Origin of the sequence: Nonomuraea sp. NPDC026600 (assembly GCF_040638335.1) — a bacterium.
Lineage (GTDB): Bacteria > Actinomycetota > Actinomycetes > Streptosporangiales > Streptosporangiaceae > Nonomuraea.
On sequence record NZ_JBEZYD010000002.1, the window covers coordinates 159,067 to 181,896 of the forward strand.

Below are 22,830 nucleotides of genomic sequence, written 5' to 3' on the forward strand. Positions count from 1 at the left end.
GGTCATGGTGCCAGCCACACGGAGATGCCGAGCGCCTCGTCGTAGTAGTCGGCGGCGCTGAACACCTCGCCGTTGTCGCAGTTGCCCACGTGCGAGCCGTAGGCCGTGTCGCTGAAGGACCAGCCGCCACCGCTGTCGCCGCCGATGCCGACGTCGTTGTCGGTTCCCACCAGCCGCTCGGTCGCATAGGGGAAGGGGGCGAACGTGCAGGTCACCGAGACGCTGTCCACCTCAGGGCTGCAGTGCCGGACGTTGGAGGAGCGGCCGTACTGGCAGACGGACTCGCCCACGGAGATGCTGGACACCGCCTCCACCGACTTGGCGGCCCGCACGTCGGTGCTGCTGGCGTAGAAGACCCCCGCCTGGATGGTGGGGCCGAAGTGGTACTCGATGTCACCCCAGGCCCGGCGGTGCTGGACCTGAGGCGTGGTCGGGTATGACAGGCCGGCATCGGTCCAGTCGATCTCGTTGATGCCGTCGCAGTGGCCCGCGGTGGTGATGCCGGGTAGCAGGCCGCCGCTGGCGAGGATCGGCCAGCCGCTGGTGCACTGGACGGCGGCGCCGCGCATGCGTTCCCCGCCGAAGCCGTACTCCAGGCTCGTGACAGGCTCGTCGCGCACGGCGAGATCGACGCGCGAGCGCAGGTTCTGCGGCATCGCGGCCAGCACGGCGCCCGGCCGCGAGTCGACGCCCGGCTCCTTGGTGACCTCGGCCGGAATCCTCCCCGCCCCGGCGAGATCGACGGAGGTGGCCACGGACTTGAAGCCGTAGGCCACCAGCGCCTTGTGCACGGTCAGCTGGCGTTCCTCCAGTTCGCCGAACGCGTACGGCTGCCCGTCCTTGACGACGATGTCGATGCCCGCACCGGCCACCAGCCGGTCCACGAACGCATCGGCGGGTCCCTTGACGTAGAGCGTCGGCGCCCCACCGGGCTGGGGGTTGACGGCCGAGCCGATGAAGATCTCCGGCCGCTCGCGTGCGACCTTGCCGGCGAGCTCACCGATGATCTCCGCCGCTCGGTGGTCCGCCTTGGCCTGCGCCAGGGTCCAGCCCTTGGCCTGGGCGACCAGCGTCAGATCCTGCTGCAGCGCTTCCGCCGACGTCTGAACGGGCGGCGGGTCCGGTAACCCGGCCTCAGCGGCAGCTGAGACAGGCGGTCCGGTCAACAGCAGCGCGACCGAGACCACGAGGGCGACCTTCCCGAGAATTCGTTGTTTCACTGACGTACCTCCACCGTGGGATGTGTACTCGTCAGCTTGCGGGGCCCGCCTTCTGCGAACCTTCGGCAACCCTTGAATCCGCTGGTCACGCGCAGCAACAGACCAAGACTGATGTCGTGTGACTTCTGGCGATCTTCGCGAGGCGTCGAGGGACAATCACCTGGCGCCCGACAGGATCGAGCCGAGAAACCCGGCACCACCGGTAATGGCCACGGTGGGACTGCTCATAAGCGCATCTCAGGAACTTGCCCGGCCAGAGTACCCGAACAAGGCAAATTGAATTCCTTCAGCTTTACTTGCGCGGCGGAACGCCGGCCACCTTTGCTCCCGGTAATGCCCGGCCTGTGCTGCGTAAGATGTTAATGTCCTCCGCTTTTATTTCGGGCCGATTCCATGTCCGGTTGGTTGCCGGGCGCCGGCGATCACCACGTGGCGGCGGCGAGCCCATGGGGCGCCCGCCACCGCCACGAGAGCGCCCATGAGCGGCACGCCGTTGATCAACTGCATCGCGCTTCCAGGGGCCGGAGATCTTTGGCTGGAAACGATCTACGTTGGGGCGCGACGTTTGTCAACCGGTGCGGTGGGTCAGCGGCTGATGCTGGGTGTCTCCCAGGTCGCTCCGGTCCGCATGTCGATCAGCTTCAGGAAGCAGCTGCCCTGGGAGCCCACGGCGAAGGTGTAGGTCCGGGTCTCGCCGGCCGAGATGTAGAACGAGCCCTCGTCGCCGAACCAGCGCCCGTTGGCGCAGACGAGATTGAAGTCCACGTGCGCCGTGCTGCCGGAGGTCTTCTGGTAAGAGGCGTCATATCCGCGCGGATCCACATTGACGCACAAGTAGCCCGCGCCCGTCGAAGTGCACTGGGACGCGGCCTCGGCGGGGGCGCCGAAGGCCAGCAGGCCGCCCGCCACGGCCAGCGATGAAAGGGCGGACATAATGGTACGACGAGTGAGTGCCATTGTTCTCTCCTGTTTCCTGTTCCGAAGCGATGACCAGGAATTTATCAGCTCAAGGAAAACCAGCTGGCCGAAAGGACGTCTTTTTAATATTGAGCCGCATTTAATCTTCATGGTGAATTGCGGCACTTGCGGGCGGACGCAACCTTCCGCCCCTCTCATGTGTCCTTGTAGGGGTGGAGGATCCGTTCGAATCATTCGTGGCCGCGCGGCTGGCGGCGCTCTACCGCTACGCCATGGTCCTGACCGGGGACCGGCACGACGCCGAGGACCTGGTGCAGGAGGCGCTGACCAGGACGGGGGTGCACTGGCGCCGGGTCATCCGCAAGGACGATCCGGAGGGTTACGTTCGTACGGCGATGCTGCGCATCATGACCAACCGCTGGCGGCGTCCCCGGCGGGAGGTCACGGTGGCCGACCCACCCGAGCCCGCTGAGGAGGACAGCGGGCTGGAAGGTCTGCTCGCCGACGCGAGCCTCAGGGCACGGCTCGTACGACGACGTGTGGTTCGCCACCGGCGCCCAGATCGCGGAGTGGTGGAGGGACAACCGATGATCAGCTGGCCCGGTGGGGCGAAGTGCGCGGTGGTGGTCACCGTCAACCTGGACGCCGAGCACTTCTGGCTCCAGCTCGACGAGTCCTGCCGCGAGCGGCCGAAGACGCTCTCCATGGGGGAGTACGGCCCGCGCCGAGGCGTGCCGCGGGTGCTCGACGCTCTGAACGGGGCAGGGGTGACGGCCAGCTGGCTGATGCCGGGGGCCGTCGCCGGGCGCTATCCGGACGTGGCGGCGGAGATCGCGGATCGCGGCCACGAGATCGGCTGCCGGGGGCTCGGCGCGGAGGACCTGACGGGCTTGACGCCGCGGGGCAGCGGGAGCTCCTGGCCCGCGCCGGCGACGAGATCGAGAAGGCGACCGGACGGCGGCCCGTGGGGTTCCGGCCGCTGTCGCACGAGGTCACCAATGACACGGCCGGGGTGTTGGAGCAGCTCGGCTACACCTGGACTTCGATGGCGCGGGGCGACGATGTGACGTGCGGCGCTCTTTGGCAGGGTTCCAGCGACGCTCTTTGACAGGGGTCAGCTTGTTCCGATGACCAGAGCGTCCCGGGCAGCATCAATTACCTCGGCGGTTACCAGGTCCAAATTGTTGAGCTTGAGGATGCGTTCGGCCTGGTTCAGCAGCCGGTTGACGAGCCGGAAGTTGCCTGCGGTGGTCCGGGCGATTGCGGCGATGGCCTCGGTGGCGTCCGGGCTGGCCAGGCCTAGGTGGGCGAAGGCCGTCGACAGGACGGTGGTGAGTTCTTCGATGGTCAGTGTGCGGTAGTGGTGCACGAAGCCGATGCGGCTGTAGAGCTGCGGGTAGCGGGCCAGGCGTTTCTCGATGCCGGGCATGCCGATGAGGATCAGGCCCAGGGCGCTGCGGTCGTAGAAGTCCCGGACCTGTTCCAGGGCGCGCGTGGTGAGCCGTTCCGCTTCGTCGATGATGACCAGTTCGGTGTAGGAGCTGGCACCGTGGAGGTTGGTCTCGCGCCGGGGGTCTTCGATATGGCGGGCGCGGAGCATGGCGTGCCGGTTGCTCATGACGGTCAGCTCGGTGAGCGCGCGGCCGGGCGGGGTGTTGACCAACGGCGTGTACAGCAGGGTGTGCCAGTCGGACCGGTTGGCGCCGCGGTGGAACCAGTCGACGATCGGATGGGGCATCTCCACGAAGGGGCGCTGCTCCGGCCAGCGGGCGTAGTCCTCGGCTGAGAGGGTTTTGCCGACCCCGGGTGGGCCGTAGCACAGGCCGATGTAGCGGCTGCTGCGAACGGTGTCGGCGAACTCGCAGAACATGCGATGTTCCTTGGTGGAGATCAGGCCGGAAGGTACCGGCTCGGGAGCGTGCCCCCGCCGCGGGCTTGGGCTGTTGGGGTTGGCGCGTCTGGACATGAGGCCTGGTCCCTCTACTCCTCGCTGTAGATCTTCAGGCGGCGGCGCGCCGGGGGGTCGGGCGGGGCCTGGTCGAGTGGGGCGGGCAGGCCGGTGCGGTGCGCGAGCAGTTGGTCGACCAGGCTGGCGTGGTCGGTGAGTTCCTGTTTGAGCTGGCGGCGGTGAGCGCGCCGGGCGGCGATGATCTCTCTGAGGCTGACCGTGACGCCGGCCAGGTCTGGGCAGATGGCTCGGCAGATGAAGACGTCACGGTGGAAGACCCGCAGTTCGGCCAGATCGTGCGGGTCGTAGCGGATGACGACGGATTCGCCGATGAAGGCGGCCAGGGTGGGGTCGAGGTAGCGCAGGCCGAAGGCGTGGATGCCGTCGGGGTGGACCTTGCGGGGTTTGGCAACGGTGAGCAGCAGCAGGTCGAGCTGTTCCAGCGAGTCGGGCATGTGCGGGAGGAAGCCGCCGGCGGCCCAGCGGTCGGCGGGGCGCTGCCGGATCTCCGGGTGGACGCGCTCGTGGTAGTCGTTGACGATCCAATGGTGCAGCGCTTCGTCCAGTTGGGTCAGGCTGAGGCGGCCCTGTTCGGGGCGCTGGGGCAGGTTTGCGGGCGCGTAGCCGGGCAGTGCCGACAGGCACATCTGGTGCACGGTGGCGAACAGCCGTTCGATCTTGCCGCGTCCGCGGGGCTGGCCGGGCAGGGAGAACACCAGGCGCATCTTGAGGTCGGCGGCGACCTGTTCCAGGTGGGCGGAGGTGAAGTCGGAGCCGTGGTCGGTGTAGAAGACCGCCGGGATGCCGCATACCTGCCAGCCGGGGTCGCTCTTGCGCCAGATCGCTCGGCGCAGGGTGACGGCGGTGGTGGCGGCGTTCGGCGCCTCCAGGTTCAGCCCGTAGGCGGCGATGGCCCGGGAGTATTCGTCGAGGATCAGCGTGAGCCATGGCCGGGCCGGGGTGCCGTTCTCGGTGAGGATGTAGAAGTCCAGCGGGGTGTGATCGGCCTGCCAGCTGGCGTTGGGCTCGCTCACCTCCCGGCGGGCGATCAGCTCGAAGGTGTCGGCGTATCGCTTGCTGCCCTCGTGGGCCAGGCATTTCAGCGCCGGGTCCAAGGCCGCGATGATCTCGCAGACCGTCCGGTAGCTGGGCGTCGGCCAGCCGTGCTCCGGCGCCAGCTGCTGAATCTGGCGGTGTACCGTGGCGGCGCTGAGCGGCGGTGATCGCAGGGCCAGAGCCTCGATCAGCTTCTGCAGTTGGTCGGGCATGCGCCTGGCGCCACTGTCCTTGCGGGTCTGGGGGGCCAGTGCGCTCAGCTCGCCACGCCGGTAGGCGGCCAGCCAGCGGCGGGCCGTACGTTCGGAAACCTTCCCCCGCCGCGCCGCCTCGGTCAGCGGAAGACCGTCTTCCAGATGCGGCTGCAGGATCTGGAACCGCTGGGCGGCCACGCGCCGCGCGTCGGCCGGCACGCCGGTCAGCGGACGCGCCTGCCCCGCTGGGCCGGGCTCGCTCGCGGGGGCGCGCCGCCCTTCCCCGACGATTACCTGGTCCATCTCGCCTGCCGGGGCTTGAGCACCTCGCCCGTACCCAGCGCTGCCTGCGCTTCGCGGTACAGCTTGAGGTTGCGGAACAGGGTAGATCGAGACACGCCGAATCCCGCGGCGACCTCCTCGCCCGACATGCCAGAGCTGAGCATCTCGGCGGCCGCGGCCTGCTGCTGGGCGCTCATCTTGGGCCGTCGTCCGAGGGAAGCCACCCGGGCTTGTTGAGAGGCCCGGGCCTCGGCGCCGCGTTCGCTCTCATACAGCCGCTCCATCCGGGCGAACATGGCCAGCAGCGCTACGGCCGTCTCGGCCGCCGGGCCGGGCAGGCTGGTGTCGATGGGGAGCTGGTCGGCAAGCGTGCGGAGTCCGATGCCCTGCTGGGTCAGTTCGTGAGCGAGGGTGAGGCACTCGCGTGTGGTGCACCCCAGCCGGTCCAGGGTCTCCACGGTGATCCGGTGACCGGCGTGCGGTCGGACGTGCCGCAGCAGGGCCTCCCAGCCTTCGCGACTGTCGCCGGTGTACCGGCGATCTGACAAGATCAGCCCCTCCGGCACGCCCGCGGCCTTCAACGCCTCGACCTGCTGGATGAGATCTCGCCCGCTGGTCCTGAGACGGGCATAGCCGAAGTCCATATCATCCACCCGCCCCAGCGGACGCCTTGACCCATACGGGTTCAGCATCCCCTTCGCGACCAGTACCCGTCAGCGGGTGGCCGCATCCGGACAGAACGCGTGGCTCGTTGATCGACAGCTTCGGGTGGCGGCTGTGCGGTCGATCAAGGTAATCAGGCTCGGCACGCAGAGAGATTCGGTACGGGATCCGGCGGTAAGGGCTTTCCTGCCAGGTCACGAAGGGTGAAGTGCCTGCCTCCGGGGACCAGGTTTCAGTCGGGACGGCAGGGGATGAGTCGGGCGCGGCCCGGCTCGATAACCAGCGATGACGCGTTTTCGCAGGTCGGGTTGCTCGCTAAGTGTCTTTATGTCAAGCCACGGCGTGCCCCTGGTAGCTCAGCGTCACTAACGCCGGATCCCGTACCGAATCTATGAGGCCCGCTCTGCCTGTTCCGAAGCCATGATCCACATCGCCATGATCGACTTCATGACCCGCCGCCCCACCGGCGAATCAACGCCGACATGGCGCGGCACCTGAACCCGGGATCAGACAGGACCAAACGCCCACTAAAAGGGCCGTCACGCGGCGCGGGTCAGCCACCCTGCCGGGTGCTCGCTGACGGCCGAGGAAGTGAACGGCACCTGCAAATCCAGCATTTCAGCAATTTTACGGATTTAAAAATGGGGTGCAGCCGGACTGTTTATCGAGTTAAATGAATGGCAAAAGCCGAGCGCTGGAGACAGGATTTGCGCTCGTTCGAAAAAGGAGGATTTCGCCTGATGAGAAAAATGACGGCGATGCTCGCCGCACTAGTGGCGGGCGCCGGAATGTTGGGTGTGGCTGAGCCGGCATCAGCCGAGACCTCGCGGCGGGTCATCGTGTCCGGGACCATTCACCAGCTGGACGACGACATTATCGGGCGCAACGAGACCTGCGATCACCTCTTCTTCGACAACGACATCGTCACCAGCAGCCAGCAACTGATCTACAACGACGGCGAGGGCTGCGAGGGTGAGGTCTTCACGCAGATCATCGCCTACGCGGACCTGATGTCCGGCGGCGCGATCCGCTACCACGGCCAGGTGATCCTGCGTGAGGGCGAATGCGGGTGCGTCAGCGACCAGGCGCGCGCCAGCAAGGAGATCAACCAGATTGTCCTGCCGGATACGAACGCCCGTATAGACAGCGGTTACATGACATGGAGCGGCGGCGACGCGACCTCGGTCGTCCTTCAAATCTACAACGGAAACCCGTAAGCGTTTTTCATCTTTCATGCGGCATATGCGACACGGTGCTTTTGAAGGACGGCGTTGGCCTTACCGAGACGGCCGGCCCGATCGGCAGCGTGCACGTATGTTCGTGAGCGTTCAAAAGCGTCCAGCCGTTCAAAGACGCTTGGCGCGTCGGGACGTTTACATGCCTGAGCGACAGCGGACACAAGGCCGAGCGAAAAACTAGTACAGGCTCGAACATGTCGCCCCGGCGACCGCCTTGACGGCCTTCTGTCCCGACCAGGCGCGTGATCAAAGTTTGAGGGGTCAGTCGTTGCCGCGGCGGCCCCTCTCACCAAGGCCCGCCGCTCGGGTAACTACTGGTCCCAGGCCTCTCTAGCCGCAGGACCTGGGCTTATCTGCTGGTACTCCGGCTTCTGGTGTTGATGAGATTTCGGGGATTTTGAAGGTTTCTCGTCCTGGTCGTTCGTCTTCGTGACCTGGCAGGAAAGCCCTTACCGCCGGATCCCGTACCGAATCTCTCTGCGTGCCGGCTTGCGCCGGCGGTCGCGCCAGTCGGTCGTACGAACATTGTGGGCCGTTGTGGCTCGAACATAGCGATGGCCCGCGCGCGAGGTGCGCGGGCCACCCTCGTGGTGGGGGATACGGCTCTTGTCTCACGCGGTGACGGGTTCGATGAGCTCGATCTCGATGGCCAGCACGCCGAGCGCTTCCTTCTCGGGGCCGTAGATGCGGCGAATGTTAGCCAGTTGCTGCTCGCGCGGGCTGTCGGGATTGACGTTGGCGGCACCCTCGGTCTCCAGCATCTCTTCGAAGCTGGCGTAGCGGGCCACCCGCTTGACGCGGGTGAGGACGTCGTCGCGGCCGCAGACGAACCGGATGTGGTCCCCGGCCTTCAGGTTGCGCAGGTTCGGGTACTGGACACGGACCTCGATGGTCATGCGACCGACGGCGACCAAGTCGAAGTAGCGGCGGTAGAGGTTCATCTCGCGGGCGCGCACTCCCAGGAGCAACGTCCTGGTCAAGGTGGCCTACCGGGGTTACCTCAGTGGGGTTGGCTAGCATACTGATCATGGCTGATGATCTGCGTGGTGAGTCATCCCTGGGGAATGAGAGGTTGGCCGATCCGGCGTTCCTGGTCAATGAGCGTGCCGGGCGGGTGTCGAGGCTGCTGGAGTCGGCGTCGGGACCCGCGGAGCAGTTGGCGGCAGCCGTGTACCGAATTTCGGGGAATTGGCACCGTGAATCCGATGCCTGGGAGCGTCGTCAATTGCTGGCGTTGGATGCGGCCCGGTATGGGGACCGTGAGTTGTCGGCCCGGATCACCGCGGTGTCGGTGGAGGGTGAGCCTGCCGCGCAGTGGGTCGTCGAGTGGGCGACTGGCTCCTGTCTTGAATTCCGCTCCAGTCGGGCCCTGATCGGCCCTCCTGAGGGCGTTCGTGCGGTGGCTGTAGCGGAGATCGAGGGCCTTCCTCACGTCGTTACGGGCAGTGATGACAAGTCAGTGTGGCTGTGGGATCTCACCACCGGCCGTCCCGTGGGCAAGCCCATGACCGGACACACCAACTGGATTCGCGCGCTGGCGACGGTGGTGGTTGACGGCCGTCCGCTCGCGGTCACCGGCAGCGATGATGAGACCGTGCGGGTGTGGGATCTCATCGCGGGTGAACAGGTCGGAAGACCCTTGACCGGTCACGACGGTTGGGTGCAGGCGGTGGCTATAGCGGAGATCGAGGGCCGACCGCACGCCGTCACAACCGGTGACGACGCAACGGTGCGGGTATGGGACCTCACCACCAGCCAGCCCGTGGGTAAGCCCATGACCGGACATACTGACTGCGTGCTGGCGCTGGCGACGGTGATGGTTGACGGCCGTCCGCTCGCGGTCACCGGCAGCGATGACGAGACCGTGCGGGTGTGGGATCTCATCGCCGGTGAACAGGTCGGAAGACCCTTGACCGGTCACGACGGAATGGTGTGTGCGGTGGCCACGGTGGAAATCGAGGGCCGACCGCATACCGTCACGGCCGGCACCGATGCAACGGTGCGGGTATGGGACCTCACCACCGGCCGGCCCGTGGGCAGCAAGCCCATGAGAGGCTACGACTCCGTGCACGCGGTGGTGGCCATGATGGCGGTAGACAACCGCCCTTACGCCATCACCGCCAGCTCTTCGGTAGCCGAAGTCTGGGACCTGACCACCCGTAAGCAAGTAGGCCGGGAGCTGAAATTCTCCTCAGGGATCGATGCACTGGCGATGGCATCAGATGGCCGGTTGGTGGTGGGCGGCGGCGAACTCGTTGTACTGGCTCGCCGCTGACCACATGGCCGTCGAGCAGGAAGCGAGCCGCGAGACGGGGGTCACTGTCACATCCGGTGACGCCGAGCGGGCTGCGGTGATATCCAGGCTTGCCGGTTCACTTCAGGAAATAGCCCTTCCGTGAAGTAATCTGGCGGCATGCCGTCTCCCGCCCCCAGCTCGGCGCCCCTGCCCGCCGGGCAGGATCGCGCCGAAATCACTTCACGAAAGGTGGTTGGGCTTCCCGAGCGGCTCGATCCGGCCGACGACAGCCTGTCCGCGTGGACGCAGCGCTACCTCGATCTGGCCGTGCGCGGGGTCCGCTCGGCAGAAGTCACCGCCAAGATCTCCCGGCACCTGGAGCGCTTCGGCGCCTGGATCTCGGGTGGCCTCGGGCATGACCGGCTCTCGGCCGTCACCGTGCGCGAGGTGGCCGCCTGGCGCGACCACCTGGACGCCGCCGGCAACAGCGGACGCGACGGCACGGCGGCGCCGATGGCCGCCGCAACCGTCAACAACCATCTCGCGCACCTGTCGGCGCTGTTCTCCTGGATCACCGCGCACGCCCCGGCCGGCCTGCTGCGCCACGGCGATCCGACCAAGCAGGTGCCCCCGCTGCCGCTGCCCGCCCCGCAGCCGCGAGCCCTGGCCGCCGCCCAGGTGCGCACCGTCAAGAACATCGTGGACCGGATCGAGGTCTTCCACGAGCTCAAGGGCCGCCGCCACCGCGGCACCGCGGCCCGCTCGCACGCCCACGCCCGCCCGCTGCGCGACCGGGTCATCGTCTACCTGCTGTTCGGCACCGGGCTGCGCCGCGCCGAAGTGGTCGGCCTGGACCTGGACCAGCTGGAGTCGGCCGACCCCGACCGGCTGCGCCAGACCAAGAAGGCCCGCCTGACCGGCGTGCGGGGCAAGGGCCGCACCAGCCGCACCGTCTTCCTCGGCCGCGACGCCCGCCAGGCGCTGGCCGACTACCTGCAGTCCGAACGCCCCGGAGACGCCGCCGCCAGCGCTGTCGCCGGCACCGCGGCGGTCGCGCTGTTCCTGTCGGCCGCCTCCATCGCCGCCCGCCGCCCCGACGGCCGCCTGTCACCCCGCTCCATCAACACCATCGTCGGCGAGATCGGCCGTCTGCACGACGCCCAGGTGCCGGAGGCAGACCGCAAGCTCGGCACCCTTCGCCCGCACGACGCCCGGCACACCTTCGCCTTCGCGCTGTCGCAGGCCTCCGGCCACAACCGCGCCGAACTCGAACGCCGCCTCGGCCACGCCAACGACCGCTACCTGCGCCTGTACACCAACCCGCCCGAGGACATCGCCGCCAGCTACATAGAGGATCTCTAACCCGGCGCTCCCGCGCGGGCCGCCACGGGCGCATCCACACGGTGGACAAAGAGCGCCGCTGGAACCCTGCCAAAGAGCGCCGCACGTCACAGCGACGACCGGCCCTACTTCCTGCACGCGCCGTCGGGTCCGACGAGTGTCGTCGAGGTGCCGGCGTCGTGGGAGCTGGACGACTTCAGCCGCTTCATGTTCAACTACGGCCCGCCGTTCCCGAAGGGGAACAGCCGTATCGCGGGTTATGCGCAGGTCTTGGATGACTGGCGGCTGGAGTTCGACGCCTACCGCCACTACGGGCTGTGCGCCGTGCTCAGCGTCGAGCCGTCGTGCATCGGCAAGCCGGGCCGGATCGGGCTGCTGGAGGACCTGCTGGCGCACATGCGAGAGCCCGGCGACGTGTGGTTCGCCACCGGCGCCGAGGTCGCCGAGTGGTGGCGCGGCCAGGCCACCACCAACGACCTCGGCGACCCCGAACGCTCGCGCCTGCGCCTGTAGATCAGACCGGTCCGATCTACAGGCACCATCTCGGGCGAACAAGGAACTCGTCGGCACCGTCGGAGTCGCCGCCGACCACTTCGTCCCCATGACGGTGGTCGGCCTGTCGGTCGGGCGTGATGAGGGTGGTCGGCCTGTCGGTCGGCCGCGATCCTGCCCTGGTCAAGGCGCTGAGCCATATATCTGAGGTCGCGGGCCTCAGCGCACCGCCCTCGGCGGGTCAGGTGCCGGCGATGTCGTTCGCCGCCACGTAGCCGAAGGTCATGGCCGGTCCGATGGTTGAGCCGGCTCCTGCGTAGCTGTGCCCCATGACGGCGCCGCTGGCGTTGCCGGCCGCGTACAACCCGGGAATGACCGAGCCGTCCACCCGGAGCACCCGCGCCCGCGCGTCCGTGCGCATGCCGCCCTTGGTGCCCAGGTCGCCTGGGACGATCTTGAACGCGTAGAAGGGTGGCAGCCACAGCGGCGCCAGGCAGGGGTTGGGCTTGACGATGGGATCGGCGTAGTAGCGGTCATAGACACTGTCGCCACGGTGGAAGTCGGTGTCCTTGCCGGTCGCGGCGAACCCGTTGAACCGGGTGACCGTGCCGCGCAGCGCCGCCGCCGGGACGCCGATCTTCTGCGCCAGCTGCTCCACCGTCCAGGCTTGGAAGGCGGCACCGCTGTCGTACCAGGACTGGGGGAACGGCAGCAGCGGCGCGATGTCCTTGAACAGGTAGCGGTTGCGGTAGTTCTGGTCGACGATCAGCCAGGCGGGGATGTGCGGCTCCGCAGCGGTGTTGCGGTCGTACATGACGTGCACCACGTCGCTGTAGGGCGCCGCCTCGTTGACGAAGCGCACGCCTTTCCCGTTGACCAGGATGCAGCCGGGCAGCGTGCGTTCGGCCAGGCAGAAGTACGGCTCGTCGGGCAGCGGGATCGCCGGTCCCCACCACGCGTCGTCCATCAGGTCCAGCGCGGCCCCGGCCCGTTCGCCCGCCTCGATGCCGTCGCCGGTGTTCTCCTTGGCGCCGACCGTCCAGCCGGTCCCGATGGGCTGACGCTGGAACTCGGCGCGCATCGCCGCGCTGTGCTCGAACCCGCCGGAGCCGATGATGACCCCGCGGCGGGCTTTGATCAGCGTCTGTACGCCGTTCCTCGTCACGACCACGCCGGTGACGCGGCCGCTTTCTACGCGCAGGTCGAGGAGCGGGGTGTTCAGCCATACCGGAACGCCGGCCGCGATCAGCCCGGCGCGCAGGGACGCCGCCAGGGACTGGCCCATGGTGAGCGGCTTCTCGCCGCGCAGCGCGGCCAGGGTGCCTCTGGCCAGGCAGGCGGCGCTCACCTCCAGGCCCTTCGCGTTGACCGCGGTGAGGTTCAGCCACTTGTAGTCGGCGCTGAAGACGACCAGGCCGGCCGGGGTGGGGATGTACGGCGGGTTCAGCCGGTCGAGTTCGGCGCCGAGGATGTGCCCGTCCAGTTGGTCGGGCTCGATGGAGCGGCCGTTCGGCATCCCGCCGGGGAAGTCGGGATAGTAGTCGGAGTAGCCCTCCATCCAGCGGAAGCGCAGCGGGCTGTTCCGCATCACGAACGAGATCATGGCCGGGCCGTTCGCCAGGAACGCCTGCTGCCGCGCGACGGGCACCGTGTCGCCGACGACGCGGGCGAGGTAGGAGGCGGCCTTGGCCGGGGTGTCCGGGACTCCGGCGGCCAGGATCACCTCGTTGTTCGGTATCCAGATCCCGGCGCCGGAGCGGGCCGCAGACCCGCCGAACGTCGGCGCCTTCTCGATCACCACGGTCTGCAGGCCGCGCTTGGCCGCGGTGAGCGCGGCGGTCATCCCGGCCGCGCCCGATCCGACGATCACCACGTCGTATTCGACGTCGGCGTACGCGGGTGCGCGGCCGAGCGCCGCTTCGGTCATGAGGACTCCGCCGGCGATGGCGGCGCCGCGCAGCAGGGTGCGGCGGCTGGGTCCGTCTGTGGTTGTTGCGGGGGCCGTGGCGGGCGTCGAATCGGCCATGGTGGATCGATCCCTTCAACGTGCGTGCGCTGCGGGCAGCGCAGTGGTCGGAGGAACAACCGCGGTGGCACCTCGCGCCGGGTGCGACGGCTACGGACGAGCTGGGGGGTGTGGCCCCCGTCACAGCATGAAGCATGCGCTTGGTTGGTAACGCCTGTCAACAGATGTGCGGGAGTGGCGATCACCCGTGCCGCCGGTCAGAAGCGGTATCGGAGGATGAAGCCGGAGTTCCTCCAGGCGGGCACCATGCTGATCACGGCGCACAGCATCCGGTAGTACAGGGAGGCGTGCCTGATCAGGGCCGCTTCCGCCACGCTCCGCTGGTCCACGTAGTGCAGGCGGTCGTCGAGACGCTCGGCTTCCCGGGGGCTCTCGATGGTCCACCCGAAGGTGATGCCGTGCTGTGCGAAGATCGAATTCGGCTGCCTCTCGTAGCGCTTCTTGACCGACGCCGCGCCTATGTTGAAGACGAACTGGCCGGTGGGGAAGTGGTCCATGATGTTCCGGAAGACCTGCCGTACCTCGTCCTCGTCGAGGAACTGGTAGAGCCCGTCGGCCACCACGATCACCGGGCGGTCGCCGGGGATCTGGGCGAGCCAGTCCTGGTCGACGACGGACGCGCCGATGGTGGTGTGCTCCGGGCGTTCGGGGTAGAGCTGGTCCATGATCTCGATGACGTCCGGGAAGTCCACGTCGTACCAGTGGTGGCCTCGAGCGGGATCGATCCGGAAGACGCGGCTGTCGAAGCCGCAGCCCAGGTCCAGGACGATCGCGTCCGGGTTCTTCGCCAGGAACTCCCTGGTCCACTCGTCCATCACCCGCGATCTGACGCCGACGGCGTACTGGCCGAGGGCCATGGGCTTGAACGGGGAGAAGTCGAAGTCAAGCCGCTGGACGACGCGGTCCGCCCACATGTCGCCGAGGATCGGGTGCCGGTCCTTGCTGTCCAGCCACCGCAGGTACAGCTCGACGAGGGCGGTGACCCGTACGCCGGTGAAGTCGATGGGGATTGTCGTCATATCGGTCAGCCCACAGGTAGGTCGCGGCGGCGCAGGCCGAGCAGGCCTGCCAGGGTGAGCGCCGCCGCCATCGCGGTCAGCACGATCAGCGGCAGCACGGTCACTTCGCCGCCGGGCAGCGTCGGGACATGGGCGAACACCGACAGGTCGATCACCCACCGGCTCAGCTTCAGCTCGCCGCCGACCCAGCCGAACAGCAGGCTCACCAGCAGCACGGCGAACGCACCGGCGGCCAGCCGGGGCAGCAGGCCGAACAGCGCCAAGGCGAGCCCGGCGAACACCCACACCGCGGGCAGCTGGACGAGGGCGGCGCCCAGGGCGCGGGGCAGTTCGCGGCCGAGGTCGCCGGTGTTCAGCCCGTGGGCGAGGCCGACGGCCGCCCCGAAGACGGCCAGCCCGGCGGCCGGGCCGAGCAGGGCGAAGGCGAAGTGGCCGCCCGCCCAGCGCAGCCGGTCGACCGGCGCGGCAAGGAGGGCCTCGGCGCGTCCGCCGCTCTCCTCGGCCCGCAGCTGGAGGGCGGCCTGGATCGCGTACGCGGCGGCGGCCACGCCGAACATGGTCATCATGCCCTGGAGGTACTGGTCGACGACGGTGCCGTGACCGCCCAGCCGGGCCAGGACCTCTCGCGCCGCCGGAGAGCTGTTGTCCATCAGCTCGCCGACGCTCTTGGCGATGCCGCCGAGCCCGAACCCGACCACGGCGAACCCGGCCATCCGGCTCGCCAGCGGTCCACGGTGCAGCCGCCAGGCCAGCGCCAAGGTGGAGCGCAGCCCGGGGGCGGCGCCCGCCGGGCCAGGTCGGGCCTGGAACAGGCCGTTGCCGAGGTCTCGCCGCGCCGACAGGGCGACGGCCAGCGCGGTGAGCGCGGCCACCCCGCAGACGGCGAGGGCGAGGACCCACCAGCGTTCGCCGCTGAACGGCCGGAACTGGTGCGCCCAGCCGAGCGGCGACAGCCAGGACAGCCAGCCCAGCCCGCCGCCGGACCTCTCGCTGACCACCCCGATGCCGCGCAGCAGGAACGCGGTGCCGATGACGGCGATCCCGATGCCGCGTGCGCTCCCGGCGCCGGTGGTGAGCTGGGCCACCACCGCGCCTGTCGCGGCGAAGACGCAGCCCGTGGTGGCGAGCCCCGACCCGTAGGCCAGCGAACCGGCGACGCCCAAGCCCGCGTTGACCAGCGCCAGAGCCGACACCAGGCCGAGGACCAGGCTCGCCCCGCAGGTCATGATCAGAGCGGCGGCCACTCCCGCGTGGCGCGAGACCGCGGTGGCGCCGATCAGCTCACGGCGGCCGGCCTCCTCCTCGGTACGGGTGTGCCGGATGACGGTGAGCAGGCTGAACAGCGCGATCATCACCGGGATGAATCCCGCGCGCCAGGTGACCAACTGGCCGAGGCTCGATCCGTTCAGCGGGCCGTAGGCCACGGTGAAGGCGACGTTGTGCAGGCTGGTCTCGGCGTACTCCTGGCGGGCCGCCGCGGTGGGGAAGCCGCCGTTGAACGCGGCGATGAACGTCAGCGGGAACGCGCAGGGGATGAGGGTCCACAGCGGCAGGAGCACACGATCACGCCGCAGCGCGAGGCGGATCAGCCGGCCGGTGCCCGCGAGCTCGGTCATCGGGCCACCTGCCGGTCCGTGTCGTCCCGCTCGTAGTGGCGCAGGAACAGCTCCTCCAGCGTGGGCGGCTGGCTGAGGAGGCTGCGGACGCCCGCCTGGGTGAGGTGGCGCAGCGCCGCGTCGAGGGCGGCACCGTCGACGTCGAAGCGGACGCTGCCGTTGCCGGTACGCAGGTTGTGCACACCGGGCAGGCCGGCCAGGCCGTTCGGAGCATGGGCGAGCTCGGCCTGGATACTGGTGCGGGTGAGATGGCGCAGGTCGGCGAGGGTGCCGGTCTCGACGGTACGGCCGTCGCGGATGATGGTGAGGCGGTCGCACAGGGCCTCGACCTCGGCCAGGATGTGGCTGGACAGCAGGACGGTACGGTCCCCGCGCCGCTGTTCGTCGCGGACGGCCTGGCGGAACACCTCCTCCATCAGCGGGTCCAGCCCGGAGGTCGGCTCGTCCAGGATGAGCAGCTCGACGTCGGAGGCGAGGGCGGCGACCAGGGCGACCTTCTGCCGGTTGCCCTTGGAGTAGGTGCGGCCCTTCTTGCGGGGGTCGAGGTCGAAGCGGTCCAGCAGGTCGGCACGGCGACGCCGGTCGAGCCCGCCGCGTAGCCGGCCGAGCAGGTCGATCACTTCGCCGCCGGTCAGGTTGGGCCAGAGGGTGACATCGCCGGGCACGTAGGCCAGGCGGCGGTGCAGGACGGTGGCATCCGACCACGGGTCGCCGCCGAGAAGTCGGGCGGTGCCCGCGTCGGCGCGCATCAGGCCGAGCAGGACGCGGATCGTGGTGCTCTTGCCGGCGCCGTTCGGGCCGAGGAAGCCGTGCACCTCGCCGGTGCGCACGACCAGGTCGAGGCCGTCCAGGGCGCGGGTCGAGCCGAACGCCTTGACCAGACCGGCCACTGAGATGGCGTCAGTCATGGAGATCCTCCTGCTCGCCTGTATAGCTGGCTGCTTTCATGTAAAGAAGGCTACACCCATGTGTAGTCGACTGCGAAAGCGCATGATCTACCCGAATGAGGGCAAAGGCCGTACGGCACATTGGCAAAGCTGATTAGAGTGAAATTTGACTATTCGTCAGGCACGGGAGGCATCAAGGATGCGGAACGGCACGACGATATTGGCGAGCGCCCTCGCCTGCGCGCTGGTTCTGACCGCCGGATGCACCTCCAGCGGTGGCGCGCGGACCCCGGGCGCGGCCCCGCAATCGCCGGGCCCGGTGGCGAAGCTGGCCATCACCCCCGCGGATGGGACGAAGAAGGTCGCTCCGGACGCGGGGATCAGCGTCAAGGTCACCGGCGGCAAGGTCACCAAGCTGGCCGTCGCCGACTCCAAGGGAAACGCGGTGCACGGTGCCGTGGGAACCGACGGCACCTGGCGCCCCCAGTGGGCGTTGCGCCCGTCGACGGCGTACACGGTCAGCGCCGAGGCGACCGGCACGGACGGCAAGCAGGTCACCGCGCAGGCGAAGTTCACCACGCTGAAGCCGAAACGCGCGCTGGAGAGCGGCATGGCGCCGCTGGACGGCGACAAGGTCGGCGTCGGGATGCCCGTGCAGCTCCTGCTGTCGCAGTCGGTGGCCGGCAAGGAGGACCGGGCCGCGATCGAGCGGGCCCTGGTGGTGAAGATGTCCGAGCCGGTCGAGGGCGCGTGGAGCTGGGTGAGCGACCGCGAGGTCCAGTTCCGGCCGCGCGAGTACTGGCCGACCGGGGAGAAGGTCGAGGTCGTCGCGCATCTGGCAGGGGTCAAGGCGGGCGAGGGGCTGTGGGGCACCAAGGACCGCAGCCTGACCTTCACCGTCGGTCCCCGGCACATCACCAAGGTGAACGCCCGCACCCACGAGGCGGTGGTGACCGACGGCGACAAGGTCGTCAGGACCATCCCGGTCAGCCTCGGCAGGCCGGGTGACGACAGCTATTCGGGCACCATGATCGCCCAGGAGAAGGCCGCGGACATCATCATGGACTCCGCGACCACCGGCCATCCGGGGGAGTACCGCATCCCCACCAAGTGGAACGTCCGGATGACCTACAGCGGCACCTTCTTCCACGCCGCCCCCTGGTCGACCGGCGCGCAGGGCAACTCCAACGTCAGCCACGGATGCGTCAACGCCAGCCCGGCCAACGCCCGCTGGTTCTACGAGTTCACCCAGCGAGGCGACATCATCCAGGTCAGTGGCACATCGAGGAAGCTGCGGTTCGGCAACGGTCCCACACCGTGGGCCAAGTCCTGGGACGACTGGCTGGTCGGCAGCGCGCTGGGCAAGCCCGTCAACGGCGATTAGCCCCGTCTTCGCGACTCAGAAACCGAAGACGGCCGTGGGGTTGTCGACCAGGATGCGCCGGCGCAGGGCGTCGGTGGGGGCGATCCGGTCAAGGAAGTCCACCAGAACGCCGTCATCCGGCGACTCGCCGGAGATGTTCGGGTGCGGGAAGTCGGTCCCCCACAGGACCCGCTCCGGAGCGTGCGCGGCGAGGCGTCCGGCGAAGGGGGCCACGTCCTCGTACGGCGGCCCCGCCGTGGAGAGCCGGTCGGCGCCGCTGAGCTTCACCCAGACGTGCCCGGTGTCGAGCAGCCGCAGCAGCGTCTCCGCCGCCTCCTCGTCGTGCAGGTCCACCCGGGCCATGTGATCGATGATCACCGGGAGCTCCGCGGCCCGGATGAGGCCGGCCAGGTCGATGATGCCGCGGCCGGCCATGTGGACGCCGAGGTGCCAGCCGTACGGGCGGATCAGCCGGATGACCGCCTCGACGCTCTCGGGGGAGGGGCTGGGGCCCAGGTGGGGCAGGAAGCTCAGGCGCCCACCGCACACCCCCGCGGCGTCCAGCCGGGCGAGCTCGGAGTCCGGGGTCGCGGACGTCACCAGGGCGACGCCGCGGTAGCGCCCGGCGCCGTCCGCCAGCGCGTCGAGCAGCGCGGCGTGGTCGGTGCCGTGGCACGCCGACTGGACGATGACGGCCCGCTCGATCCCCAGGAAGTCGTGCCGGCGCCGCAGGTCGTCCTTGGAGACGTCCGGCGGGGTGAACGTGCGGTTCTCCGCGTACGGGAAGACCGAGCCGGGGCCGAAGATGTGGCAGTGGGCGTCGCAGCTCGACGGAGGGAGCTTGATGCCGGGCGGCTTGGGGTCAGGGTGCGGTGGCGGGGTGGTCACAGCGCCACCGGCTCGGCGGCCGGCTTTCCGGACAGCTCGGCGAGGGCGCGTTCCCGGTCGAAGGCGCGCTCCCAGATGCTGACCACGATGCTGGCCAGCATCTGCCCGCACAGGCTGACCAGTCCGCGGGCCATCGACATGAACCGGTCGATGCCGAAGATCAGCATGATGCCGGCGACAGGGATGGTCCCCGTGGTCGACAGCGTCGCCGCCAGCAGCACGAAACCGGCGCCGGCGATGCCCGCCCCGCCCTTGGAGGTGATGAGGAAGACCGCCAGCAGCCCCAGTTGCTGCCAGATCGACAGGTTGATGTCGAAGGCCTGCGCGATGTACAGCCCGGCGAAGCCCATGTAGAGGCAGACGCCGTCGGAGTTGAAGGCGTACCCGGAGGGCACGACCAGGCCGACGATGGGCTTGGGGCAGCCCAGCCGCTCCAGCTTGGCGATCAGCTGGGGCATCACCGCCTCGTAGTTCGCGGTGCCGAGGGTGATGAGCAGTTCGTCCTTGAAGTAGCGGTACAGGCGCAGGATGTTGATCCCGCAGAGCCTGGCGATCACACCCAGCACGACGAGGCAGAAGAACAGGCCGGTCAGCCAGAACAGGCCGACGAACGCGCCGAGGCTGGACAGGGTGGTCGCGCCGAACTTGCCCGTGGTGTACGCCATCGCGCCGAACGCGCCGATCGGGGCCAGGTACATCACCAGGCGCACGATGCCGAACACGGCCTCGCCGATCCGCTCCACGCCCTTGGTGATCGCGGCGCCGCGCGGGCCCAGCATGACGACGGCTATCGCGAACAGCACCGAGACGAGCAGCACCTGTAGGACGTTGCCGTCGACGAACGCCCCGACCAGGCTCTTGGGGATGATGTTGACGAGGAAGTCGTACCAGTGCGCCTCCTCGCCCTGGGTGACGTACTGGCCGGCCACGCCCGTGATCTTGATGGCCCCGGGGACGGCGTGGACGCCGTCGCCGGGGCGCAGGACGTTCATCACCACCAGGCCGATGATCAGGGCGATGGTGGTGACCACCTCGAAGTAGACCAGCGCCTTGACGCCCACGCGGCCCATGCTGGTCAGCGCGCCGGCCGAGGCGATGCCGGTGACGACGGTACAGAAGATCACCGGTGCGACGAGCATCCGGATGAGTGCGATGAACCCGTCGCCGAGGGGCTGCATGGCGACGCCGGCCTCCGGAGCGACCAGGCCGAGTACGGCTCCGAGCACCAGCGCCACCAGCACCGTCACGTACAGCTTGGTGGTGAAAGCGGTCCTCAACATCACACACCTCGTTCGTCAGTCGCACAAGTGTGCGTCGGTTAAACAGCGAGTGTGACGGACGTGTTAACGGCGGTCAAGAGTCCTCTCGAAGGGTTCAGGGGCTGGCGAAGCCGACATCTCCGGAAATGGCGTGCGCGGTGGCCACGACGCGCGGGACGTAGCGCTCGCGCAGCTCGTCGACCGAGACCCGGCCCGCGTTGGCCGAGACGTTGATGGCCGCGATGACCGCGCCCGTGCCGTCGCGGACCGGTGCTGCGGCCGAGCGGACGCCCTCCTCGCGCTCGCCGTCCACCAGGGCGTACCCCTGCTCGCGGACGCGGCGGAGCTCTCTCTCCAGCTCGGCCTGGTCGGTGATCGTGTGCGGTGTCAGGGCCTTCAGTTCCACCGAGTCCAGGTAGCGGCGCAGGGCGTCCTCCGGCAGGGCGGCGAGCAGTACGCGGCCCATGGACGTGGGGTAGGCGGGCAGGCGGGATCCCACGCTCAGGACGATCGACATGCTCCGGTTGGCCGGCACGCGGGCGACGTACACGATCTCCTCGCCGTCCAGGGTGGCCGCGGAGCACGACTCGCGTACCTCGTCGGCCAGGGCGCGCATGTGGGGCTGCGCCCGCTCCCAGATCGGCAGCGACGACAGGTAGCCGTAGCCGAGACGGAGCACCCGCGGCGTGAGCCGGAACCGGCGATCCACGGCCTCGGCGAACCCCAGCTTCACGCAGGTGAGCAGGATGCGCCGGGCGGTGGCCCGGGAGAGCCCGGTCAGCTCCGCCGCCTCGCTGACCGTGAGCGAGGGGTGCTCGCCGGAGAACGCCTGGAGTACGCGGAACGCCTTCTCGACGGAGTCGATGACGTCGGGATCCTGCCTTGACATATCGTGAACCTCGCGATCTAGACTACAGACGCACATGTGTTCGCCCGTCGCACAAGGAGGGCGTTCAGGTTCCATTGTCCTCGGGAGGTAAGGGTTGGTCGGCCTGCTCTTCGTCCTGTCGCAGCCCCGCGACGGTGACGAGCCGGAGTTCCACGACTGGTACGACACCGAGCACGGTCCGGCCCGCCTGGCCCTGCCGGGCGTCCACAGCGGCCACCGCTACCGCGCGATCGACGATGCCGAGCCCGGCTGGCTCGCCTGGTACGACCTCGACCTAGACGTGCTGGACGCCGACCGTTACCGCCGCCTGCGCGAGGAGCGCAGCCCGCGCGAGAGCGCTGTCATCGCCCGCCTGCGCACGCTCGACCGGCGCGTCTACGAGCCGATCGGCGAGCACGGCCGCGGCGGCGGCCCGATCCTGCTGACCGTGTCCATGACGGTACGCCCGGAGGCCGAAGCCGACTTCCACGCCTGGTACACGGAGGAGCACATCCCCGCCCTGCACAAGGTCCCCGGCTGGGGCCGTATCCGGCGCTACGTCCTGCGTGACGGGAACGCTCCACGCTTCCTCGCCCTGCACGAGCTCAGCGGAATGGACCTGTTCGACACCGACGCCTATCGCGCGGCCAGAGGCACGCCCTGGGGGGCCAGAGTGATGGCCGCGGTCACGAAGCGCGAACGCCGCCTCTTCACTCACCATCTCACGTTCGGGGGAACACCTTGCCAGCCCGCCTCGACGCCTTCCGCCCCGGCGACCTGACCGCCGAACAGCGACGGCTCTACGACCGCCTGCTCGGCAGCCCGCGGGCGACCGCTCCCCGTCCCTTCCCGCTGGCCGACGAGGAGGGCCGCCTGCGGGGGCCGTTCAACGCGATGCTGCTCAGCCCGGACCTCGGGCATGCCTTGCAGGAGCTCGGCGGCGCCGTCCGCTACCGGACCGGGCTCACCTCCCGGCAGCGGGAGATCGCCATCCTCGCGGTCGCCGGGCACGAGCGCTCGGACTACGAGTGGAAGGTGCACAGCCACGCGGCCCTGCTGGCGGGCCTCACCGAGGCGCAACTGGCCGGCCTGCGGGGCGGGGCGGACTGCCCGTTCGACGACGCGGCCGAGCAGGCGGTCCTGGAGGCGGCCCGCGAGCTGCTGCGTACGGGGGATCTGGCCGACGACACGTTCGCCGCGTCGGTCGACGCGCTCGGGCAGACCCGCCTGTACGAGGTGGTCACGCTGGTGGGTTACTACCGGCTGCTGGCCGCGCAGCTCCGCGTCCTCCGCGTCGACGGCTGAACCGCCCGCCC

At 69.0% G+C, this 22,830-nt stretch carries 22 protein-coding genes; 8 read left to right on the top strand and 14 right to left on the bottom strand.

Annotation, left to right across the window (positions count from 1 at the left end; translation table 11 throughout):
- Positions 1-2: 2 nt before the first annotated feature.
- The 3 genes from AB0F17_RS04405 to AB0F17_RS04415 all read right to left on the bottom strand — a co-directional run bounded on the left by AB0F17_RS04405 (position 3) and on the right by AB0F17_RS04415 (position 2,153).
- Positions 3-1,220 carry a hypothetical protein gene (locus AB0F17_RS04405; protein WP_358016069.1) on the bottom strand — a complete coding sequence of 406 codons (1,218 nt, stop codon included), beginning with the start codon at positions 1,218-1,220 and terminating at the stop codon, positions 3-5.
- A 375-nt stretch (positions 1,221-1,595) separates the two neighbouring features.
- Positions 1,596-1,727: a hypothetical protein gene (locus tag AB0F17_RS04410; RefSeq protein ID WP_358016072.1), complete on the bottom strand. Its 132-nt coding sequence runs from the start codon at positions 1,725-1,727 to the stop codon at positions 1,596-1,598.
- Between the two features lie 78 nt (positions 1,728-1,805).
- Positions 1,806-2,153, bottom strand: coding sequence for a hypothetical protein (locus AB0F17_RS04415; protein WP_358016075.1), 348 nt, complete (start codon positions 2,151-2,153; stop codon positions 1,806-1,808).
- Between the two features lie 197 nt (positions 2,154-2,350).
- Here AB0F17_RS04415 and AB0F17_RS04420 point away from each other — a divergent pair, with 197 nt between their 5' ends.
- The gene (locus AB0F17_RS04420; protein WP_358016079.1) at positions 2,351-3,205 is read left to right on the top strand and encodes a sigma factor; all 855 of its coding nucleotides are present in this window, start codon (positions 2,351-2,353) and stop codon (positions 3,203-3,205) included.
- A gap of 47 nt (positions 3,206-3,252) precedes the next feature.
- Here AB0F17_RS04420 and AB0F17_RS04425 read toward each other — a convergent pair whose 3' ends face one another.
- The 3 genes from AB0F17_RS04425 to AB0F17_RS04435 are packed head-to-tail and all read right to left on the bottom strand — an operon-like array spanning position 3,253 to position 6,262.
- Complete coding sequence (locus tag AB0F17_RS04425; protein ID WP_358016081.1) at positions 3,253-4,104, bottom strand: ATP-binding protein; 852 nt, start codon at positions 4,102-4,104, stop codon at positions 3,253-3,255.
- A gap of 14 nt (positions 4,105-4,118) precedes the next feature.
- Positions 4,119-5,639: a Mu transposase C-terminal domain-containing protein gene (locus AB0F17_RS04430; protein WP_358016084.1), complete on the bottom strand. Its 1,521-nt coding sequence runs from the start codon at positions 5,637-5,639 to the stop codon at positions 4,119-4,121.
- Complete coding sequence (locus AB0F17_RS04435) at positions 5,627-6,262, bottom strand: recombinase family protein (protein ID WP_358016087.1); 636 nt, start codon at positions 6,260-6,262, stop codon at positions 5,627-5,629. Before AB0F17_RS04435 ends, AB0F17_RS04430 begins: the two co-directional genes overlap by 13 nt.
- Positions 6,263-6,958: 696 nt before the next feature.
- On the opposite strand from AB0F17_RS04435, the gene AB0F17_RS04440 reads away from it, so the two are divergent.
- On the top strand, positions 6,959-7,498 hold the full coding sequence (locus tag AB0F17_RS04440) for a hypothetical protein (protein ID WP_358016090.1): 540 nt from the start codon (positions 6,959-6,961) through the stop codon (positions 7,496-7,498).
- Between the two features lie 632 nt (positions 7,499-8,130).
- Here AB0F17_RS04440 and AB0F17_RS04445 read toward each other — a convergent pair.
- The gene (locus tag AB0F17_RS04445; RefSeq protein WP_358016093.1) at positions 8,131-8,499 is read right to left on the bottom strand and encodes an ASCH domain-containing protein; all 369 of its coding nucleotides are present in this window, start codon (positions 8,497-8,499) and stop codon (positions 8,131-8,133) included.
- Positions 8,500-8,546: 47 nt separating this feature from the next.
- Here AB0F17_RS04445 and AB0F17_RS04450 point away from each other — a divergent pair, with 47 nt between their 5' ends.
- From AB0F17_RS04450 to AB0F17_RS04460, 3 genes are all read left to right on the top strand, one after another.
- A complete protein-coding gene (locus AB0F17_RS04450) occupies positions 8,547-9,794 on the top strand; it encodes a WD40 repeat domain-containing protein (RefSeq protein WP_358016096.1) in 1,248 nt (415 codons plus the stop codon).
- 138 nt (positions 9,795-9,932) lie between these two features.
- A complete protein-coding gene (locus tag AB0F17_RS04455; protein WP_358016099.1) occupies positions 9,933-11,117 on the top strand; it encodes a tyrosine-type recombinase/integrase in 1,185 nt (394 codons plus the stop codon).
- 147 nt (positions 11,118-11,264) lie between these two features.
- The gene (locus AB0F17_RS04460) at positions 11,265-11,609 is read left to right on the top strand and encodes a hypothetical protein (RefSeq protein ID WP_358016102.1); all 345 of its coding nucleotides are present in this window, start codon (positions 11,265-11,267) and stop codon (positions 11,607-11,609) included.
- Between the two features lie 220 nt (positions 11,610-11,829).
- On the opposite strand, the gene kstD is transcribed toward AB0F17_RS04460, so the two are convergent.
- From kstD to AB0F17_RS04480, 4 genes are all read right to left on the bottom strand, one after another.
- The gene (kstD, locus tag AB0F17_RS04465) at positions 11,830-13,614 is read right to left on the bottom strand and encodes a 3-oxosteroid 1-dehydrogenase (protein WP_358016105.1); all 1,785 of its coding nucleotides are present in this window, start codon (positions 13,612-13,614) and stop codon (positions 11,830-11,832) included.
- Positions 13,615-13,811: 197 nt separating this feature from the next.
- Entirely contained in the window at positions 13,812-14,633 is an 822-nt protein-coding gene (locus tag AB0F17_RS04470) for a class I SAM-dependent methyltransferase (RefSeq protein WP_358016108.1), read from the bottom strand.
- Between the two features lie 5 nt (positions 14,634-14,638).
- Complete coding sequence (locus tag AB0F17_RS04475) at positions 14,639-16,249, bottom strand: ABC transporter permease (RefSeq protein ID WP_358016111.1); 1,611 nt, start codon at positions 16,247-16,249, stop codon at positions 14,639-14,641.
- A complete protein-coding gene (locus AB0F17_RS04480; RefSeq protein WP_358016114.1) occupies positions 16,246-17,157 on the bottom strand; it encodes an ABC transporter ATP-binding protein in 912 nt (303 codons plus the stop codon). Before AB0F17_RS04480 ends, AB0F17_RS04475 begins: the two co-directional genes overlap by 4 nt.
- A gap of 178 nt (positions 17,158-17,335) precedes the next feature.
- On the opposite strand from AB0F17_RS04480, the gene AB0F17_RS04485 reads away from it, so the two are divergent.
- On the top strand, positions 17,336-18,520 hold the full coding sequence (locus tag AB0F17_RS04485; RefSeq protein WP_358016117.1) for an Ig-like domain-containing protein: 1,185 nt from the start codon (positions 17,336-17,338) through the stop codon (positions 18,518-18,520).
- A gap of 15 nt (positions 18,521-18,535) precedes the next feature.
- On the opposite strand, the gene AB0F17_RS04490 is transcribed toward AB0F17_RS04485, so the two are convergent.
- The 3 genes from AB0F17_RS04490 to AB0F17_RS04500 form a co-directional block, all read right to left on the bottom strand.
- Positions 18,536-19,387: an amidohydrolase family protein gene (locus AB0F17_RS04490; protein WP_358016120.1), complete on the bottom strand. Its 852-nt coding sequence runs from the start codon at positions 19,385-19,387 to the stop codon at positions 18,536-18,538.
- Entirely contained in the window at positions 19,384-20,667 is a 1,284-nt protein-coding gene (gene dctA, locus AB0F17_RS04495; RefSeq protein ID WP_358016123.1) for a C4-dicarboxylate transporter DctA, read from the bottom strand. The genes AB0F17_RS04490 and dctA overlap by 4 nt, the downstream gene beginning before the upstream one ends.
- 94 nt (positions 20,668-20,761) lie before the next feature.
- Positions 20,762-21,535 (bottom strand): IclR family transcriptional regulator C-terminal domain-containing protein, encoded by a 774-nt coding sequence (locus AB0F17_RS04500; RefSeq protein ID WP_358016126.1) that lies wholly within the window; start codon positions 21,533-21,535, stop codon positions 20,762-20,764.
- A 94-nt stretch (positions 21,536-21,629) separates the two neighbouring features.
- On the opposite strand from AB0F17_RS04500, the gene AB0F17_RS04505 reads away from it, so the two are divergent.
- Complete coding sequence (locus AB0F17_RS04505) at positions 21,630-22,295, top strand: EthD domain-containing protein (RefSeq protein ID WP_358016129.1); 666 nt, start codon at positions 21,630-21,632, stop codon at positions 22,293-22,295.
- Complete coding sequence (locus AB0F17_RS04510) at positions 22,256-22,819, top strand: carboxymuconolactone decarboxylase family protein (protein WP_358016131.1); 564 nt, start codon at positions 22,256-22,258, stop codon at positions 22,817-22,819. The genes AB0F17_RS04505 and AB0F17_RS04510 overlap by 40 nt, the downstream gene beginning before the upstream one ends.
- The last annotated feature ends 11 nt before the right edge of the window (positions 22,820-22,830 follow it).